The sequence below is a fragment of the Streptomyces sp. NPDC006458 genome, from assembly GCF_040612135.1.
In the GTDB taxonomy this organism is placed as follows: domain Bacteria; phylum Actinomycetota; class Actinomycetes; order Streptomycetales; family Streptomycetaceae; genus Streptomyces.
In genome coordinates, this window is sequence record NZ_JBEXPR010000021.1 from 26,939 (window position 1) to 45,265 (window position 18,327).

Sequence of the window (18,327 nt, forward strand, 5' to 3'; positions counted from 1 at the left end):
GCGGACGGCGGACGGCGGACGGCGGACGGCGGACGGCGGACGGCGGACGGCGGACGGCGGACGGCGGACGGCGGACGGCGGACGGCGGACGGCGGACGGCGGAACGTGCCCGACCGCCCTAGTGACGCTCGACCAGCACCGCGCTGCCCTGGCCCACGCCGACGCACATCGTGGCGAGACCGCGGGCCGATCCCGTGCGCCGCATGCGGTGCAGCAGAGTGGTGAGGATGCGGGCGCCGGAGCAGCCGAGGGGGTGGCCGAGGGCGATGGCGCCGCCGCTGGGATTGACCAGCTCCGGGTCGATGCCGAGCTGGTCGACGCAGGCCAGGGCCTGGGCGGCGAAGGCCTCGTTGAACTCGGCCTCCTGGACGTCCCCGATCTCCCAGCCGACGCGGGCGAGCGCCTTGCGCGTGGCCGGGACGGGGCCGATGCCCATCACGTCGGGGTGGACTCCGGCCGACGCGCCCGCGACATAGCGGCCCAGAGATTCGAGGCCGAGATCGTTGAGGGCTTCTTCGCTGACCAGGAGCAGGCCGGCCGCGCCGTCGTTCATCGGCGAGGCGTTGCCCGCGGTGACGCTGCCGCCCTTGCGAAAGACGGGCTTGAGCCGGGCGAGCTTCTCCAGCGAGGTGTCCTCACGCACGCATTCGTCGGCGTCCACGACCACGCCGTCCGGGCGCTCGAAGGGCAGGAGTTCGTCGTCGAAGTGGCCGTTCTTGCGGGCCAGGGCGGCCCGCTGGTGGCTGCGCAGCGCGAACGTGTCCTGCCGCTCGCGCGACACGCCGTACCGGGCCGCGACCTCCTCGGCGGTCTCGCCCATGGCGAGCAGGCCGTGCAGGTCCTTCATCGCCGGGTTGACCAGCCGCCAGCCGAGGCGGGTGTCGTAGGTCTCCATCTTGTGCGGCAGCGCCTCGTCGGGGCGGGGCAGCACGAAGGGGGCACGGCTCATGGACTCCGAGCCGCCCGCGACCACGATGTCGGCCTCACCGGCGGCGATCGTACGCGCGGCCGTGGTGACCGCCTCCAGGCCGGACGCGCACAGCCGGTTGACCGTGGCGCCGGGCACGGACTCGGGCAGGCCCGCGAGGAGGGCGGCCATGCGGGCGACGTTGCGGTTGTCCTCGCCGGCCTGGTTGGCCGCGCCCCAGTACACGTCGTCGATCCGGGCCGGGTCGAGGGCGGGCACATCGGCGATCAGACCCCGGACCACCGCGGCGGCGAGATCGTCGGGCCGTACGGCGGACAGGGCACCGCGCAGCTTGCCGATGGGCGTGCGGCGGGCGGCCGCGAAGTGGACGGGACGCACGAGAAGGACTCCTGACCGACGACGCTGTGGACCCAGAATCTTAATTAGCGCTGCTAGTTTCGGACTATAGACCGCGGACCGCCCCCTGGGAAGCTCCCCCGGCACCCGTTCCCCTTCGCGACCGGAGACGAACCGGGCCGCTGCGCTCGAACTCGGCTTCCACGGGCGGGACTTGTACCGTCCGGCGGTGGCCGAATGGCGCCTCCGTGCGGCAGCAAGATCGTGTCACACTGCTCGCACGACGCCGCCCCGCCCCGCTATCGAGGAGCTCCGTGTGACCGGGACCCCGCCGGCCCTCCCGCAGATCGACACCACCAGGCCGCACCCGGCCCGGGTCTACGACTGGTACCTCGGGGGCAAGGACAACTACCCGGTCGACGAGGAGCTGGGCCGGCAGATCGCGGCGATCGACGACGGCGCCCCGCGGGCCGCGCGCGCCAACCGCTGGTTCATGCAGCGGACCACCCGGCACCTCGCCCGGGAGACCGGAATCCGCCAGTTCCTGGACATCGGCACCGGCATACCCACCGAGCCCAACCTGCACCAGATCGCCCAGCGCATCGCCCCCGGCACACGCGTGGTCTACGTCGACAACGACCCGATCGTCCTCGCCCACGCGAGCGCCCTGCTGCGCAGCACCCCGGAAGGGGCCACGGAGTACGTCCAGGCCGACGCGCGCGACCCGCGGAGCATCCTCGAACGGGCGGGCCGGGTACTGGACTTCGACCGCCCGGTGGCCGTGTCGCTCATCGCGCTGCTGCACTTCATCGCGGACGAGGACGGCGCCCACGACCTGGTGAGCACGCTCGTCGACGCGCTGGCGCCGGGCAGCTGTCTGGTGCTGTCGGCGATGACCGCCGACTTCGAGCCGGAGAACGTGCGCCGGGGCATCGACCTCTACACCGCCCAGGGCGTGACCCTGGTCGCCCGCTCGCAGGCCGAGCTGGGCACGTTCTTCGCCGGGCTCGACCTCATGGACCCCGGGATCGTGTCGGTCGCCGACTGGCGGACCGACCTCGCCGAGGACGAGTCCGACATCGGCCCGGGGCCCGTGTCGCTGTACGGGGCGATCGGCGTCAAACCCTGAGGCGGTCGGCGTCGCCGCGCGGAGCGGCCACCCGCGTCATGCGCGGGGACGGTCGGCGTCGCGCGCGGGGGCGGTCCGCGTCACCCGGCGAGGAGGCTCAGCGCGGCCGACACCAGGGTCCGCACCCCGGGCACGAGCACCGAGGGGTCGGGCGCGGGCACTGCAACGGGGAGGGCCCGGCCTCGAAGACGGGGATCACCGCAGCCCCGGCCCTCGCGGGACACCCGCTCACCATGGCACGGAACCGTGCGCGTCGCCGATGGCTACGGCCCGGCCGGCTCCGGCAGCCCCAGCACGCGCGCGACGGTGCGCAGAACGCCGTTGTCGGTGTTGGCCGGGGCCAGGTGCCGGGCCCGCCGGACGACGTCGGGGTGGGCGTTGGCCATGGCGAAGGACCACTCGGCGGTGTCGAGCATCTCCAGGTCGTTGAGATAGTCGCCGAACGCCATGGTCTGCGCGGGTGTGATGCCCAGCTCCCGCTGGAGGCTGCGGATCGCGGCGCCCTTGTTCGCGGTGGTGTTCATGACGTCGACCCAGTGCTCACCGGAGACCACGACCTGGTGGGTGCCGGCGAGGTGGGCGAGGGGCCGGGGCCGTGGCCCGCTCGACGGGCCCGAAGTCGAACACGGCGACCTTGAGGATGTCGTCCTCGACGGCGGTGGCGTCGGCGACCACCCGGTTCTCCATGTAGTACTGCCGGACCTCCGCCAGGAAGGGCTCGTCCGCGCGCTCCACGTACGCGGACCGCTTGCCGCAGACCACGGCCCCCACGTCCACGCCGCCCGCGTTCAGGCGTCGCACGGTCGCCAGGATGTCCGCGACGACACCCCCTTCCAGCGGGTCGGAGCTGAGCTCGACGCCGTCGCGGACGACGTACGTGCCGTTCTCCGCGATGAACACCATGCCCTCGGACGCCCGGGAGAACTCATGTGCGAGGGTCGCGTACTGGCGGCCGCTCGCCGGGCTGAACAGCACCCCCCGCTCGCGCAGCAGATCCAGCATCGGCCACAGCCCGGGCGGGACCCTCTTGTCGTCGTCGAGGAGTGTGCCGTCCATGTCGGTGACGATCAGCCGGATGTCGGCGAAGCCGGAGGCGGGGACGGCCGCGGGATCGGCGGCGCGGGCGGCGACCGGGGCGTGCGGGGGCGCGGGCGACGGCGAGTACGGCATGTCTGCTTCCTGGTTCGGCGGGTACGGACCTCCACGGCACCTCGTCGTTCCGTGAATGACCGTCCACCATACCGGGGACGATCCGTGAAGCCCCGGGCGGCCGAATCCCGGGACACCTGATCATGGGCGGGGCACAATGGCGGCGAAGGCCCCGCGCACAGAGAAGGGCGAGCGACGTGAGCGACAGCCAGAGTCCGGAGGGGGCGGCCCGGCTGAACACCAGCGTGGCGCACAACGCCCGGGTATGGAACTACTGGATCGGCGGCAAGGACAACTACGAGGTCGACCAGCAGGTGGGCGCGCAGGTCGCCGGGATGTTCCCGGTGATCAGGGACGTGGCGCGGGCCGACCGGGACTTCCTGGGCCGCGCGGTGCGCCTGCTGACCGAGGAGCGCGGCATCCGGCAGTTCCTGGACATCGGCACCGGCCTGCCGTCCTTCGACAACACCCATGAGATCGCCCAGCGGAGCGCGCCCGAGTCGAAGATCGTGTACGTCGACAACGACCCGATCGTCCTGATCCACGCGCGCACCCTGCTGACCAGCACCGCCGAGGGCGTCACCGACTACCTCGACGCCGATGTGCACGACCCCGGGGCGATCATGGCGCGGGCGCGGGAGGTCCTGGACCTGGACCGGCCGATCGCGGTGATGATGCTGGGCATCCTGAACTTCGTGCTGGACACCGACGAGGCCCGTCGGATCGTGCGCCGGGTCATGGAAGCCGTGCCCCCGGGCAGTTTCCTGGTGCTGACCCACCCGACCTTCGACGCGGACGTCGGCGGCGAGGGCAACGTGGCGGCGATGGAGTTCTGGAACGCCCACGCCACCCCGCCGATCACCGCCCGCTCCCGGGAGGAGATCGCCGCCTTCCTCGACGGGCTCGACCTGCTGGAGCCCGGCCTGGTGCCCTGTTCCCAGTGGCGCGCGGAGTCGCACGCGCCGGTCGTGGTGCCGCAGTTCGGCGCGGTCGCCGTGAAACCCTGACGGCGCGTGACCCGGTTGCGGCGCGGTCGCCGTGCCACCCTGACCCAGGCCCCGTCCCGGCCGTCGAGGAGGACGTATGACCACCCTGGCCGACCCCGTACCCGGCGGGCGCCCCGGCGACGTCGAGCGGGCCGCCGGGCTGGCCGGGGAACTGGCCGGGCGGGGCGTGCACGGGATCGTGCTGTCCTACGTCGACACCGCGGGCGTCGGCCGGGTCAAGACGGTCCCCACCGGCAGACTGGCGGACGCCGCGGCCTGGGGCGTCGGCATGTCGCCGGTCTTCGACACCTTCCTCGCCGACGACACGATCGTCACCAGCGGCGAACTCGGCTCCCCGGACGGCGATCTGCGTCTGTACCCCGACCTGGACGGGCTGACCGTGCTGGCCGGGCAGCCGGGCTGGGCGTGGGCACCGGTCGACCGGATCACCCAGGACGGGCACCCGCACCCGGGCTGCTCGCGCACCTTCCTGCGGCACCTCCTCACCGACGCGGCCTCCGGGCTCGGCCTCGGCTTCCGGGCGGCCGTGGAGATCGAGTGGGCGGTGGGCCTGGGCTCCGCGCCCGCCGGGGAGTTCGCGCCGGCCGCCACGGGCCCGGCCTACGGCGCGACGCGGCAGGTGGAGCTCAGCGACTTCGGCGCGGATCTGCTGGCCGCGTGCGCGGCGCAGGGCGTGGACGTCGACCAGTTCCATCCGGAGTACGCGGCCGGGCAGTTCGAGATCTCGGCCGGCGCGCTCGACCCGGTGGCCGCGGCCGACCGCAGCGTGCTGGTGCGGCACACGATCCGCGCCGTGGCCCGCCGGCACGGCCTGCGGGTCTCCTTCTCCCCCGCCGTGAACGCCGTCGGTGTCGGCAACGGCGGCCACCTCCATCTGTCCCTGTGGCGCGACGGCCGCAACCTCCACACCGGCGGTGCCCGCCGCCACGGCATGACGGCCGAGGCAGAGGCGTTCGCGGCCGGGGTCCTGGCCCGCCTGCCCGGCCTGACGGCCGTGACCGCGCCCAGCCCGGCCAGCTATCTGCGGCTGCGGCCCTCCCAGTGGGCGGGCGTCTTCACCGCCTGGGGCCCGGAGACCCGTGAGTGCGCGCTGCGGCTGATCACCGGCACGGCCGGACCGCGCGACCGGGCCGCGAACCTGGAGGTCAAGCCGGTGGACCTGGCCGCGAACCCCTACCTCGCGCTGGGCGCCGTGATCGCCGCGGGCCTCGACGGCGTACGCCGGGAGGCGGTCCTGCCCGGCGAGACCACCGGCGATCCGGCCCGGCTCACCCCCGAGGAGGCCGCGGCCCGCGAGGTGCGGCGGCTGCCGACCTCTCTGGCGGAGGCCGTGGAGGCGTTCCGCGCGGACGACGTGCTGCGCGACGCGCTCGGGGCGCTGCTCACGGACGCGGTGATCGCGGTGCGGGAGGGCGAGATCGCGGCCGTCGACGGCCTGGAGGACGACCAGGTCGCCGCCGCCTACCGCTGGGTGTACTGACGTGCCGCCCGCCGGAGCCGTGCACGAGGCGCTCGCCGAGCTGCCCCTGATCGACCACCACTGCCACGGTGTGACCAGCGCCGCACCGAGTCCCGCGGAGTTCGAGTCCCTGCTCACCGAGGGCGAGTCCTGGCCGGGCGTCTCGGCGTTCGACACGCCTGTCGGTACGGCCGTGCGCCGCCACTGCGCGCCCTTGTTGGACCTGCCGCGGCACGCCCCCGCCGCCGACTACCTGGCCCGCCGGGCCGAGTTGGGAGCGGCCGAGGTCGACCGGCGGTTCCTGACCGGCGCCGGGACCGCGGTGTTCTGCGTCGACACGGGTTACGCCCCTCAGCCGCTGTGCACGCCCGCGCGACTCGCGGCGACCGCGGGCGCGGTGGCGCACGAGGTGGTCCGGCTGGAGAGCGTGGCGGAGGACGTGGCGGCGCGGGGCGTCGAGGCGGGCGAGTACGCCGACCGGTTCCGCGCGGCCGCGCTGGACGCCGTGCGCGGGCCCGGCGTGGTGGCGGTGAAGTCGGTCGCCGCGTATCGCACCGGCTTCGACCTGGACCCCGCCCGGCCGACCGATCAGGAGGTCACGGCCGCGGCCCGGCGCTGGCTGGCGCGCGGCGGGCGGCTCGACGACCCGGTCCTGACGCGCCATCTGCTGTGGACGGCGGTCGATCTGGGGCTGCCGCTCCAGCTTCACACCGGGTTCGGCGACAGCGACCTGCGTCTGCACCGCTCGGACCCGGCCCGGCTGACCGACTGGCTGCGGCTGGTCGCCGGCGCGGTACCGGTCCTTCTCCTGCACTGCTGGCCCTACCAGCGCCAAGCCGCCTATCTTTCAGCCGTGTTCGAGCACGTGTACCTGGACGTGGGACTGACCCTGCACCATGTGGGCCCGGTCCGGGCACGGGCGGTGCTGGAGGAGGCGCTGGAGATCACCCCGTACCGCAAACTCCTGTACAGCTCGGACGCCTGCGGACTGGCCGAGTTCCACTGGCTGGGGGCGCTCGCCTTCCGCCGTGGACTCGGCGAGTTGCTCCAGGACCGGGTGGACACCGACGAGATGAGCCTGACAGACGCCGTGCGCCACGCGCGGTGGGCGGGAGCCGACAACGCCCGCCGGGTCTATCCCCTTTCCTACGACTCCTGAAAGTATGATCAAGCAATGTCTGACTTGACCGAGACCACGCCCGGCTGGCTGACTCCCGACGAGCTCGAACTGGCACGCGCCCGCATGCCGATCCTGTACGTCGAGGCGGTGCCGGTGCGCGTCGACGACAGCGGCGAGGTCACCAGCATCGGACTCCTCCTGCGCATCGGACCGGACGGCACGGTGAGCCGCACCCTGGTCTCGGGCCGGGTGATGCACCACGAGCGGGTGCGTGACGCGCTGCTGCGCCATCTGGAGAAGGACCTCGGCCCGGTGGCGCTGCCCCGGGTCCCGGCCTCCCCGCAGCCCTTCACGGTGGCGGAGTACTTCCCCACCCAGGGCATCACGCCGTACCACGACCCGCGTCAGCACGCGGTGTCCCTCGCCTATGTCGTCCCGGTCACCGGTGACTGCCGACCCCGGCAGGACGCCCTGGACCTGGTGTGGTTCAGCCCGCACGAGGCGGCGTCGATGGATGTACTGAGCGAGATGCCGGGCGGCCACGGCGTCCTGCTGAAGCAGGCGCTGGCGCACGTCGGTCTGGCGTTTTGACAACGGCCGTCCGGGCCGCGCGGCGCCCCTGCACCCTGGTGGTGTGCCGGGGGTGCTGCTGCGGCGACCGGCGCAAGAACCCCGGTTTCGACCACGACGGGCAGCTGCGGACGCTGCGTGCCGCGGCCGCGGACTCCGGCGGCCGGTTCGCGGTGCGCACGACGGACTGCCTCGGGCCGTGCGGCCAGGCCAACGTGGTCGTGGTCCAGCCCTCCAGCACGGGCCGCGCGGCGGGCGGCAGGCCGGTGTGGGTGGGCTTCGCGACGGACGACGACAGCACCTGGGAGCTGGTGCGCTGGGCCTCGGCGGGCGGGCCGGGGCTCGTCGAGCCGCCCGCCGCCCTGGAGCTGCAGTTCGTGCCCGCGCCACGGGCGGCCGGGGCACGAACCCGTCGCTGACCGCGTTCAGGCGTGCAGCGTCGCGGGCGTCGGGCCGTCCGGGCGGACGGTGATGGAGTACGCGGCCCTCGTCGGTACCGAGCGGTACCGCGGGGCCGGGGCGGGCAGCAGGTGCTCCAAGAGGGCGACCGATTCCCGGAGCGCGAACTGCAGTCCCAGACAGGCCCGGGGGCCGACACCGAACGGGTAGTAGCTCCCGGCGTCGGTGGGACGGCCGCCCGGGGTGCGAAAGCGTGCCGGGTCGAACCGTTCGGGCTCCGGCCAGAGTTCGGGGTCGCGGTGGGTGAGGTAGGGGCAGACGACGATGTCGGTGCCCGCTTCGATCGCGTACCCGGCGAGCACGTCGTCCCGCGCCGCGTGCCGCGGCATGATCCATGCGGACGGGTAGAGCCGCAGTGTCTCGTGGACGAGGGCCTGGACGGCCTGGCGCCGCTCCGGTGAGCCCTCGGGGCCCGCGGCCAGGGCCCGCTCCCGTTCCCCGGGGCGGCGGTCGAGGAGCAGGTGGAGCCAGGTCAGGGTGGTGGCGGTGGTCTCGTGCCCGGCGACCATGAGGGTGACCAGTTCGTCACGGACCAGGCGTTCGGTGTACTCGGGGCGGGTCGTGGCGGCCTCGGTCAGCACGTGCAGCAGACCGGGGCCGTCGGGTCCGGCCGCTCCCTCGCGGGCGGCGGCGATGGCACGGCCCGCCACGGCGTCGATCCGGGCCAGATCCTCGGCGACGGCTCCCTCGGCGGCGGCACCGTCCTCGGGCAGGCGGGGCCGCACGGCCACCACCGCGGCCACGGCGGCGAGTTCGGCCTCCGTCGCGGCGTCCAGGGCATGCCCGGTCAGGGACCGCCAGATGGTGTCCAGGGCGAAGCGCCGCATCTCCTCGCCGACGTCGAAGACCTCGCCGCTGCGGGCGTACCCGGCCCAGCGCGCGGCCGCGGTCTCGGCGGCGGCGGCGATCCGCTGCTCGTAGCGGCGCAGGCCGCGGCCGGTGAACTGGGCCTGGAGCAACCGTCGTTGCCGCCGCCAGGCCTCGCCCGTCGCGGCCAGCACACCGTCGCCGATCAGCAGCCGGGCACGGTGCGAGCGCTTGACGTGCCGGTCGGGGTGGAGCGCGAGGACGTGCTGCACCGCCTGCGGGGCGGTGACCAGGACGGTCCGCCGGGGTCCCAGCCGTAACGCGGCGATGCCGCCGGCCTGTCGACGCGCCAGGGCGAACAGGTCGATCAGTTCCCCTCCCTGGGCCCGCCACCCGGCGACGGCTTCCGGGTGAAGCTCGGGAAGCGGTCGACCGACCGGCGGCCGGCCCGGGTCGGAGCCGGCATGGGCTTCGGTGGCCACAGGGCTTCTCCTGTTCGGCGGCGGCGCGTCGTCACCGGGACGGGGTGCGGTCATCACGCACTGTAGGGGACGGCGGGCCTCCGGGGCGAGGGCCTTGGGATCAGCCCGCCTCTCCGCGTGCCGCGAAGGCCCTCACGTCGGCGTCGGGATCGTCCACCGCGCCGGCGAGCGCGGCCCGCGCGTCGGCCTGGGCCCGGTGGCGGAGCAGGGCGAGCACGGCGGCCTTGCGCACATCGGCCTCCCGGTCGCCGAGGAGAGCGGCGAGCGCGGGCACGGCGCGGCCGGGTTCGGCCCCGCCGAGTGCGGTCGCCGCGCCCGCGCGGACCTGCCAGGCCGGGTCGGTCAGCGCCCCGGTGACGGGGGCGAGGAGGGCTTCCGGGACGCCGAGGACGCCCAGGGACTCCAGTGCGGCGGCGCGCACGAAGGCGTCGGGGTCGCCGGTGAGCCGGGTGAGCGCGGGGGGCACGTCCGGGCGGCCGGCCTCCGGGAGCATCGCGGCGAACCCCCTGGCCGCCGCGATCCGCACCTCGCGGGCCGGGTCTTCGGCCGCCTCGGACACGGCGTCGGCCGCGTCCACGGAGACCAGCGCCCGGACCGCGGCGAGCCGGACCCCGTCGTCCGGGTCGGTGAGCGAGGGGGCGTAGCGGCCGGTGTCTCCGAGGCGCAGGGCGCGCAGCACGTCCAGGGCGGCCCTGCGTGCCTGTGGATCGGCGGACGCCAGGGCGGCGACGAGCGGGCCCTGCAACTCCGGTGAGGGCGTGAGGACTTCGGCCAGTTCCCGCAGTGAGGCGGCGGCCGCCGCCCGCACCCGGGCGTCGTCGTCGGCCAGCGCGGCGGCCAGCGCGGGGCCGGTTCCGGCGGGGACGGTCTCGGTCAGCGCGCTGACGGCCGCGAGCCGCACCGCGGGGTCCGTCTCCTTCAAATAGGGTTCCAGGTCGCGCAGTTCGGGTGCCTCGTCGGTGAGGGCGAGCAGTTCGAGGAGCCGGTCCCGGCTGGAGACGGCACCGCCGTCGGGCCGGGCGGGGGCTGCCGGCAGGTGTGTCGCCGCGGGGGCCTCGCGGCCGCCCGCCGTGGCCGTGGGCAGCGGACGCACCTCGCCCAGGTGGCGTGCGTCGCCGCCGGTGGGGGTGAACTCGGGGACGGGCACGAGGTAGGGGGCGACGGGCCGGGCCGTGAACTCCATTTCGCCCGAGGGGCCCTTGCGCAGGTCAAGGTGGTGCAGCCAGCCGGTGTCGTCGCGTTCGGGGTGGTCGAGGCGTTCGTGGTAGAGGCCCCAGCGGGACTCGGTGCGGGCGAGCGAGGCACGGGCCGCCATCTCCGCGCAGTCACGGATGAAGGAGACCTCGGCGCAGCGCATCAGCTCGTGCGGGGTGCGGGCACCCATCTCCTCGATCTCGTCCCGCATCCGCTCGAAGTGCTCCAGCGCGAGGGAGAGCCGCGCGCCGGTCTTGGGCGGGGCCACGTAGTCGTTGACGAACCGGCGCAGCTTGTACTCGACCTGCGCCTGGGGCGCGCCGCCGGGGTGGCGCAGCGGGCGGTAGACCAACTCGTGGGCCTCGGCGAGCTGGTGGTGCGGCAGCGCGCCCTCGTAGCGGGGCTGCCGGGCGGCGTCGGCGCCGGCCAGGTCGCCGTAGACGAACGCGCCGATCATGTAGTTGTGCGGCACGCACGCCAGGTCTCCGGCCGCGTACAGGCCGGGGACGGTGGTGCGGGCGTGGTCGTCGACGCGTACGCCGGAGGCGGAGTGGCCGCCGCACAGGCCGATCTCGGAGATGTGCATCTCCACGTCGTGCGTGCGGTAGTCGTGGCCGCGTCCGGCGTGGAAGGTGCCTCGGGTGGGGCGTTCGGTGGAGTGCAGGATGGACTCCAGGGCCGCGACCGACTCCTCGGGCAGATGGCTGAGCTTGAGGTAGACCGGGCCGCGGTCGGAGGCGGTCTCGGCGGCGAACTCGGCCATCATCTGCCCCGACCAGTAGTCGGAGTCGACGAACCGCTGCCCGTGCCGGTTGACCTGGTAGCCGCCGAAGGGGTTGGCGACATAGGCGCAGGCGGGGCCGTTGTAGTCCTTGATCAGCGGGTTGATCTGGAAGCACTCGATGCCGGTCAGCTCGGCGCCCGCGTGGTACGCCATGGCATAGCCGTCGCCCGCGTTCGTCGGGTTCTCGTACGTGCCGTAGAGATAGCCGCTCGCGGGCAGCCCGAGGCGGCCGCAGGCGCCGGTCGCGAGGATCACGGCACCGGCCCGTACGGTGACGAAGGCCCCGGTGCGGGTGTGGAACGCGGCGGCGCCGACCGCCCGGCCGTCCACGGTGAGGACCCGGACCGGCATCACCCGGTTCTCGATGCGGATGCGCTCGCGCATCTCGCGGCGGCGCAGCTGCCGGTAGAGGACCTTCTTGACGTCCTTGCCCTCGGGCATGGGCAGCACGTAGGAGCCGGAGCGGTGGACCTGGCGGACGGCGTACTCGCCGTGCTCGTCCTTCTCGAACTTCACGCCGTACGACTCCAGGCGGCGGACCATGTCGTAGCCGCGCAGGGCAGTCTGACGGACCGTCGCCTGGTCGACGATGCCGTCGTTGGCGCGGGTGATCTCCGCGACGTAGTCGTCGGGTTCGGCCCGGCCGGGGATCACGGCGTTGTTGACGCCGTCCATGCCCATGGCGAGGGCGCCGGAGTGCCGGACGTGGGCCTTCTCCAGGAGCAGCACGGACGCGCCCTGCTCGGCGGCGGTCAGCGCGGCCATGGTGCCCGCGGTGCCGCCGCCGATCACCAGCACGTCACAGGTGAGCTCCTCGGCGGAGTCGAGGGCGGGGATCTCCGTGAGGGTCATGCCTGTGGTGCCTTTCGAGAGGTGCCGGGGCCGCTCAGGGAGCGCAGGATCTCCTGGCGCAGGGCGAGGGTGGCGGGGTCGTCGTGGGCGGCGGGGTCACGCGGCCGGGGCACGGGGCGTACGGCGGTGACGGCGCCGTCGCCGAGGAGGGCCACCCGGTCGCCGAGGAACAGGGCCTCGTCGACGTCGTGGGTGACGAAGACGACGGTGGCTCCGGTGCCGTGCAGCACCTCGACGAGCAGCCGCTGCATGCCGGTGCGGGTGCGGACGTCGAGGGCGCCGAAGGGTTCGTCCATCAGGACGGCCCGTGGGCGGGCGGCGAGGGCGCGGGCGAGCTGGACGCGCTGGCGCTGGCCGCCGGACAGCCGGTGCGGCAACTGCTTCTCCAGTCCGGCCAGTTCGACCCGCTCCAGCCACTCCTGGGCGCGTGCCCGGCGCTCCCCGCGGCTCAGTCCCGCGATGGCCAGGGGCAGTTCGACGTTGGCGCGGGCGGTGCGCCACGGCAGCAGGGCGTCCTCCTGGAAGACCAGGGCGCGATCGGCCCCGGGCCCGGTGACGGGCCGCCCGTCCTGGGCGACCGCACCGCCGAGCGGGGGCAGCAGGCCGGCGAGGGTGCGCAGCAGGGTCGACTTGCCGCAGCCGGACGGGCCGACGACGGTGAGGATCTCCCCGGGCGCGGCCTCCAGGTCCACCCCGTCCAGCACGGGCGCGCCGGGCCTGCCGAGCAGGGCTGCGGCGAGGGTGAGTCGCGCGCCGGAGGTGGCGGGCCCGGTCCGGGCCTCGTCGCGGGTGGTCGCGGTCTCGGTCTCGGTCGTCATACGGCGGCCCTCCCCTCGCGCCGGGGCAGCCAGTGCGTGAGCCGCCGCCCCACCGCCTCCACGACGGTGGAGGTCAGCCTGCCGAGCAGGCCGATGGTCACGATGCCGGTGAAGACGCCCGGGTAGTCGATAACGGTGTAGTCCTGCCAGGTCCGGTAGCCGATCCCGTACTCGCCGGAGATCATCTCGGCGGAGATGACGCAGATCCACGAGACGCCGATCCCGACGGACAGGCCCGAGAAGATCCCGGGCAGGGCGCCCGGCAGCACCACCGAGGCCAGCACGCGCCATCGGCTCCCGCCCATGGTCAGTACGGCCTCCTCCCACGCCGGGGCCAGCGCCCGTACCGCGTGCCGGGTGGCGACCAGGACCGGGAAGAAGGCGGCGGTGAAGGTGATGAAGACGATGCCCTGCTCGTTGTCCGGGAACAGCAGGATCGCCACCGGGACCAGGGCGATGGCGGGCACCGGCCGCACCACCTCCAGCACCGGCCCGAGCAGGTCCGCCGCCCAGCGGGAGCGGCCGACGGCCACCCCCACCGCGACGCCGAGCACCGCCGCGAGCAGGAAGCCCGTGACGATGCGGCGCAGGCTGTCGGCGACGTCCTGCCAGTAGGCCCCGGCGCCGAGCCGCTCGCCGAACTCGCGGGCGACGTCCACGACGGAGGGGAACTGCTCGAAGCGCAGCCACAGTTGCACGTCCAGCGAGGTGACCAGCTGCCACGCGCCGAGCGCGGCGAGCAGGGACAGGACGCGGACGAGCGGCCGGTACGGCAGGACGCGCCGGGCGCCCCGGGTGCCCCGGGTTCCCGCCGACGCGGTCAGCGCGGTCATGACGCCCGTTCCAGGGCGGTGGCGTAGGGGACGGTACGGGCGCCGGGGTGGCTCTCGGTGTGGGCGCGGGCCGCGGCGGCGGTGACGAAGGGCAGCAGTTCCTTGCCGTCCTGGACCCAGACCGCCTTGTCGGCGTACCAGCGGGTGCCGGTGGCGGCGTCGGGCACATAGGCGGCGCGGACCTGTCCCCGGTGCCCGGCGACGAACTCCAGCAGGGCGGCGGGCGAGTCGAAGGCCCGGGTGCGGTCCTCGCCGTCGAGCCACACCTCGCTGCGCGACGGCGGTACGGCCGCGTCGAGCCGCTCGGCGTACCCGGCGCCGTACACCCGCTTCAGCGGGCCGTCGTCGACGAAGGAGTCCACGTCCACGTCGTCCACCAGGCCGGCGGAGCGCAGCACGGGGACGTCCTCCTTGAGCGCGGCGACGAGTTCGGGGCGCAGGACGGGGTCGAACGTGGCGATGCCGCCGCTGCCGTTGTAGAGGTAGACGACCTCGGCCGGCAGCCCGGTGACGCCGGCGACCTTCTCGGCCGCCTGCACGGGGTGGTCGTTGAGATAGCCGGTGGCCTTCAGCTGGGCCTTGAGGAAGGCGTCGAGCACCTTGGGGCGCCGCTCGGCGAAGTCCTCGCGGACGGTGACGCCGTGGAAGGTGGGCAGGTTCAGCTCGGCGCCGTCGTAGAGGGCCTTGGCCTTGCCCTGGAAGACCAGCAGTCCGGGCCATGCGACGAACTGCGACAGGGCGTCCGCGCCGCCCGCCTGGAGCGCCGAAGCACCCACCGCGGGCTGCTGGTTGAGCTTGCGGATGTCCTTCTGCGGGTCGAGACCGGCGCGTTGCAGGGCGCGTACGAGGGTGCCGTCGGCGGCCGATCCGACGCTGGTGGACACCTTCTTGCCGCGCAGGTCCTTGAGGGAGCGGAGGGACGAATCGGTGGCCGTGACCACGGTGTTGAGCGCGCCGCGCGGATTGTGGCCGGTGACGGAGACCAGGTGGGTGGGGTTGTTCAGCTGCTTGCCGCGGGCGGCGTTGATGAGCAGCGGGAAGTCGCCCATGGAACCGATGTCGATCTTCCCCGCGGTCATCTGCGCGGTGATGGGCGCGCCGGTGGCGTAGTCCTGCCACTCGACCTTGTAGGTGATGCCGTCCTTGCGGCCCTGGGCCGCGAGTTCGCGCTCGAAGTAGCCGAGGGAGCGCAGCAGGGTGCCGGCGGTGACGGTGTTGATGGTCTTGGACTGGTAGCCGACGGTGACGGTGACATGCCGGGCGTCGTCGCCGGCGGTCGCGTCGCCGCCGCAGCCGGAGGTGAGGGTGACCAGCAGGGCGGCCGCGGTCAGGGCCGTTGTCGTTCGCTTCATGGCAGGGTGGCCTTTCACCGCAGGAGGTAGGGCATGTTGACCGTGACCGCCCCGGTGGGGCAGCGGGCGGCGCAGGGGCCGCAGTACCAGCACTCGTCGACGTGCATGTACGCCTTGCCGCTGTCGGGGTGGATGGCCAGGGAGTCCAGGGGGCACATGTCGACGCAGAGCGTGCAGCCGTCGATGCACTTCGACTCGTCTACGGTCACGGGCACGTCGGCCCGCTGGGGCACCAAGGGCATGGGTGTCTCCAGTGAGGTACCGCGGGAGGGCGGAAGGGGGTGCGGGGGCGGTCAGATGTGGCGGCGCAGCAGGCCGCTCATGGTGATCCGGTCGCCGCGGAAGCGGATGAACTCCAGGTCCACGGGCCGCCCGTCGGACAGGTGGGTGAGCCGCTCCAGCATCAGCAGGGCGGCGCCGTGCGGGGCCTGGAGCACGGCGGCGGAGTGCGCGTCGGCGTTGACGGCCTCCAGGGTGATCTCGGCGTGGCCGAGGGGCCGGCCGGTGATCTGCTCCAGCAGCCGGAAGACGTCGGTGTTCTCCAGGTCGGCGCCGATCAGCTCCCGCCCGATGTCCAGGGGCAGATAGGTGAGGTCCAGGGAGAGCGGCAGCCCGCCGAGGCTGCGCAGCCGCTCCACGTAGAGGACGTCGGTGCCCACGGGAAGCCGGAGCCGGGCCGCCACGGGGGCGGGGGCTGCGACGGGTCCCATGGTGCGGACCTCGTTGGTGACCGGGCCGTGTTCGCGCAGGGTCTCCGCGAGTCCCATCAGCCGGTCCAGGCCGTGCCGGTACTTCTCGGCGACGACGACGGTGCCGACGCCGGGCAGCCGCTCGACGAGCTGCTCGGTGCGCAGCAGGTCGAGGGCGTGCCGGACCGTGTTGCGGGTGGCCCGGTAGTCGGCGGCGAGGACGTCCTCGTGCGGCAGTACACCGCCCGGGAAGGCCCCGGTCAGCACCAGATGCCGCAGCAGGTCCGCCAGCTGGCGCGCCCGGTCCGCGCGCAGCCTCCGGCGCCGGGCGGCGGCGAGGGGTGCGGTGTGCTCACGGGTGCGTTCGACTGGCATGCGGTGACCATAGCGACGGTCCCGGGCGAGTGGTGTTGCCGCACCATTGCGCCACCTGAGTACCTGTCGGATCGGCGCTGACCTGCGGATTCACCGAGGCATGGCCGAGAGTCGCCACCGTCGCCGGTTTCCCGGGAAGGGGCGTTCGTACGGTGGGGCCGCGGTGGTGCGCCGGCGGGTCGGGGCATCGGCCCGGGCAGGGGCGGCCCGAGCCGGGACGACCCGGGCAGGGCCGAGCCGGGACGACCCGGGCGGGGGCGGTCCGAGCCGGGGAATGGGGCCGCGCGGGAGGACGGTCCGGGCGGTCGGGCGCGCCCAGCGCGGTTCCGGCCGAAGGCGACAGACATCGCGGGCATCGCGGGCATGCGAAAAGGCCGCTTCCCATAGCTGAGAAACGGCCTCCGACCTGCGTAGAAGCTGGTCGGGACGACAGGATTTGAACCTGCGACCCCTTGACCCCCAGTCAAGTGCGCTACCAAGCTGCGCCACGTCCCGGTGCCGTCTGACCTGGGCTTTCCCCTGGCCGAACGCGCAGAGCAACCATACCCCACTCGGGTCGGTGGTCGCGCACTCCTTTTCCGACGGCCGGGGTGTCAGGACGGCCGGGATGTCAGGACGGCGGGGTTGTCAGGACGGCCGCGGCACGGGGGCCGGGGCGGGGTCGACTCGGACCAGGTCTCGGATCGCCGCGACGGAGAGCAGCGCCACCACGACGACGACGCTGATCACCCCGCTGACGAGCAGGACCTCAGGGGTGCCGAGGGCGGACGCGGCCGGACCGGCGAGGGCCTGGCCGACGGGCATCATGGCGAGGGATCCGGCCACGTCGTAGGCGTGGATGCGGTTGAGGACGTCCGGCTGGACCTGGGTCTGGACGCTGGTCGCCCACATCACCGCCCAGAACGACATGCCCGCCCCGGCCACCGCGGCTCCGGCGGCCATCGCGGGTACGTCCAGGCCGAGGCCGACGGTCGTCGGGAAGGCGGGGAAGCCGATCAGGGCCACGGCGCCGGCCCGCAGCATACGGCGGGGGCGCAGCCGCAGGGCGACCAGGCCGCCGACGACCGTGCCCGCGCCGAGGGCGGAGTTGATCAGGCCGTACACGCCTGGACCGTGCCGCTGGACCACCTCGGTCGCGACGAGCGGCACCGTGGGGCCCCAGACGGCGATCATGTAGAGGCACCAGATGGCTATGACACTCCACATCCAGGTGCGGGAGCGGAACTCGCGCCAGCCCTCGGCCAGGTCGGCCCTGAAGGCCTTCGCCCCGCGCCCCGGCGGGGGCCCGGAGCGGGCCGGCGGGGGCAGGCGGAGCAGCAGCAGGCACAGGGCGCTGATCGCGTAGGTGGCGGCGTGCGTGGCGAAGACGCCGCCGGGCTCCGCGAGACCTACCAGCACACCGGCCGTGGCGGGTCCGGCGAGCTGGGCGGCGGACTCGGCGATGCGGATCGCGCCGTTCGCGCCCTGGACGTCGGAGGCGAGCCGGGGCACGGTGCTGGCCACGCCGGGCTGGAACACCGCACCGGCCACGCCGTTGAGCAGGCCGATGACGCAGATCTCCCAGAGCACGACATGACCGGCGTAGAAGAGGGCAGCGGTCAGGGCCTGGGTGCCGAGCCGGACGAGGTCGGCGCCGATCATGAGCTTGCGGGTGCTGAAGCGGTCGGCGATGACGCCGCCGAAGACGACGAGTGCGGCGAAGGCCGCGACCGTCGCCGCCATCGCCAGACCGACCGCGCCCGCCCCGTAGCCGTGCTGGAGGAGCCCGGCCGCGAGTGCCACGGGCAGCATGGTGTCCCCGAGCCGGGCGACGGCGCGGGCGGCGAAGAAGAGCCCGAAGTCACGTGACCAGACGGGCCGTGGTCCCCCGGGCTGCTTCGCGGCCGGCGGCTGGAGCGGGTTGCGCACCCCTGACGGGTCCGGCCCGGCCTCCCGTTCCCCTTCTCTCCGCGACGTCCTCCCCGACACCTGCGCATCCCTCCCC

The 18,327-nt window shown here is 74.0% G+C and carries 15 protein-coding genes, 1 tRNA gene and 1 pseudogene; 6 read left to right on the forward strand and 11 right to left on the reverse strand.

Features of this window, described 5'->3' with window-relative positions; translation table 11 throughout:
* Positions 1-118: 118 nt before the first annotated feature.
* Positions 119-1,306, reverse strand: a complete 1,188-nt coding sequence (locus tag ABZZ79_RS26520; RefSeq protein ID WP_356692726.1) for a thiolase family protein — start codon at positions 1,304-1,306, stop codon at positions 119-121.
* 274 nt (positions 1,307-1,580) lie between these two features.
* Here ABZZ79_RS26520 and ABZZ79_RS26525 point away from each other — a divergent pair, with 274 nt between their 5' ends.
* Positions 1,581-2,393 (forward strand): SAM-dependent methyltransferase, encoded by an 813-nt coding sequence (locus ABZZ79_RS26525; RefSeq protein ID WP_356692728.1) that lies wholly within the window; start codon positions 1,581-1,583, stop codon positions 2,391-2,393.
* Positions 2,394-2,656: 263 nt separating this feature from the next.
* On the opposite strand, the pseudogene ABZZ79_RS26530 reads toward ABZZ79_RS26525, so the two are convergent.
* A pseudogene (locus ABZZ79_RS26530) lies at positions 2,657-3,563 on the reverse strand (Cof-type HAD-IIB family hydrolase).
* Between the two features lie 176 nt (positions 3,564-3,739).
* Here ABZZ79_RS26530 and ABZZ79_RS26535 point away from each other — a divergent pair.
* From ABZZ79_RS26535 to ABZZ79_RS26555, 5 genes are all read left to right on the forward strand, one after another.
* The gene (locus ABZZ79_RS26535) at positions 3,740-4,549 is read left to right on the forward strand and encodes an SAM-dependent methyltransferase (RefSeq protein ID WP_356692730.1); all 810 of its coding nucleotides are present in this window, start codon (positions 3,740-3,742) and stop codon (positions 4,547-4,549) included.
* 76 nt (positions 4,550-4,625) lie between these two features.
* Positions 4,626-6,029: a glutamine synthetase family protein gene (locus ABZZ79_RS26540; RefSeq protein ID WP_356692732.1), complete on the forward strand. Its 1,404-nt coding sequence runs from the start codon at positions 4,626-4,628 to the stop codon at positions 6,027-6,029.
* Position 6,030: 1 nt separating this feature from the next.
* Positions 6,031-7,167: an amidohydrolase family protein gene (locus tag ABZZ79_RS26545; RefSeq protein ID WP_356692734.1), complete on the forward strand. Its 1,137-nt coding sequence runs from the start codon at positions 6,031-6,033 to the stop codon at positions 7,165-7,167.
* A 15-nt stretch (positions 7,168-7,182) separates the two neighbouring features.
* Complete coding sequence (locus ABZZ79_RS26550; RefSeq protein ID WP_356692736.1) at positions 7,183-7,719, forward strand: NUDIX hydrolase family protein; 537 nt, start codon at positions 7,183-7,185, stop codon at positions 7,717-7,719.
* The gene (locus ABZZ79_RS26555; RefSeq protein ID WP_356692738.1) at positions 7,716-8,117 is read left to right on the forward strand and encodes a (2Fe-2S) ferredoxin domain-containing protein; all 402 of its coding nucleotides are present in this window, start codon (positions 7,716-7,718) and stop codon (positions 8,115-8,117) included. The genes ABZZ79_RS26550 and ABZZ79_RS26555 overlap by 4 nt, the downstream gene beginning before the upstream one ends.
* A gap of 6 nt (positions 8,118-8,123) precedes the next feature.
* Here the strand turns inward: ABZZ79_RS26555 and ABZZ79_RS26560 are convergent, their stop codons facing one another.
* The 9 genes from ABZZ79_RS26560 to ABZZ79_RS26600 form a co-directional block, all read right to left on the reverse strand.
* The gene (locus ABZZ79_RS26560; RefSeq protein ID WP_356692740.1) at positions 8,124-9,446 is read right to left on the reverse strand and encodes a cytochrome P450; all 1,323 of its coding nucleotides are present in this window, start codon (positions 9,444-9,446) and stop codon (positions 8,124-8,126) included.
* A 100-nt stretch (positions 9,447-9,546) separates the two neighbouring features.
* Positions 9,547-12,276, reverse strand: a complete 2,730-nt coding sequence (locus ABZZ79_RS26565; protein WP_356692742.1) for a fumarate reductase/succinate dehydrogenase flavoprotein subunit — start codon at positions 12,274-12,276, stop codon at positions 9,547-9,549.
* On the reverse strand, positions 12,273-13,094 hold the full coding sequence (locus tag ABZZ79_RS26570; protein ID WP_356692744.1) for an ATP-binding cassette domain-containing protein: 822 nt from the start codon (positions 13,092-13,094) through the stop codon (positions 12,273-12,275). The genes ABZZ79_RS26565 and ABZZ79_RS26570 overlap by 4 nt, the downstream gene beginning before the upstream one ends.
* Positions 13,091-13,927, reverse strand: a complete 837-nt coding sequence (locus tag ABZZ79_RS26575; RefSeq protein WP_356692746.1) for an ABC transporter permease — start codon at positions 13,925-13,927, stop codon at positions 13,091-13,093. Before ABZZ79_RS26575 ends, ABZZ79_RS26570 begins: the two co-directional genes overlap by 4 nt.
* Entirely contained in the window at positions 13,924-15,279 is a 1,356-nt protein-coding gene (locus ABZZ79_RS26580) for an ABC transporter substrate-binding protein (RefSeq protein WP_356692748.1), read from the reverse strand. Before ABZZ79_RS26580 ends, ABZZ79_RS26575 begins: the two co-directional genes overlap by 4 nt.
* 14 nt (positions 15,280-15,293) lie before the next feature.
* Positions 15,294-15,521 carry a ferredoxin family protein gene (locus ABZZ79_RS26585; RefSeq protein WP_356692750.1) on the reverse strand — a complete coding sequence of 76 codons (228 nt, stop codon included), beginning with the start codon at positions 15,519-15,521 and terminating at the stop codon, positions 15,294-15,296.
* Between the two features lie 51 nt (positions 15,522-15,572).
* Entirely contained in the window at positions 15,573-16,343 is a 771-nt protein-coding gene (locus ABZZ79_RS26590; RefSeq protein ID WP_356692752.1) for a GntR family transcriptional regulator, read from the reverse strand.
* A 418-nt stretch (positions 16,344-16,761) separates the two neighbouring features.
* Positions 16,762-16,838 (reverse strand) — tRNA-Pro (locus ABZZ79_RS26595).
* A gap of 132 nt (positions 16,839-16,970) precedes the next feature.
* A complete protein-coding gene (locus tag ABZZ79_RS26600) occupies positions 16,971-18,251 on the reverse strand; it encodes an MFS transporter (protein ID WP_356692754.1) in 1,281 nt (426 codons plus the stop codon).
* Between the last annotated feature and the right edge of the window lie 76 nt (positions 18,252-18,327).

Excerpts from the sequence above, each read along its gene's own strand:
- ABZZ79_RS26540 (WP_356692732.1), top strand. The coding sequence starts at position 4,626 with ATGACCACCCTGGCCGACCCCGTACCCGGCGGGCGCCCCGGCGACGTC.
- ABZZ79_RS26550 (WP_356692736.1), top strand. The coding sequence starts at position 7,183 with ATGTCTGACTTGACCGAGACCACGCCCGGCTGGCTGACTCCCGACGAG.
- ABZZ79_RS26565 (WP_356692742.1), bottom strand. The coding sequence starts at position 12,276 with ATGACCCTCACGGAGATCCCCGCCCTCGACTCCGCCGAGGAGCTCACC.
- ABZZ79_RS26570 (WP_356692744.1), bottom strand. The coding sequence starts at position 13,094 with ATGACGACCGAGACCGAGACCGCGACCACCCGCGACGAGGCCCGGACC.
- ABZZ79_RS26575 (WP_356692746.1), bottom strand. The coding sequence starts at position 13,927 with ATGACCGCGCTGACCGCGTCGGCGGGAACCCGGGGCACCCGGGGCGCC.
- ABZZ79_RS26580 (WP_356692748.1), bottom strand. The coding sequence starts at position 15,279 with ATGAAGCGAACGACAACGGCCCTGACCGCGGCCGCCCTGCTGGTCACC.
- ABZZ79_RS26585 (WP_356692750.1), bottom strand. The coding sequence starts at position 15,521 with ATGCCCTTGGTGCCCCAGCGGGCCGACGTGCCCGTGACCGTAGACGAG.
- ABZZ79_RS26590 (WP_356692752.1), bottom strand. The coding sequence starts at position 16,343 with ATGCCAGTCGAACGCACCCGTGAGCACACCGCACCCCTCGCCGCCGCC.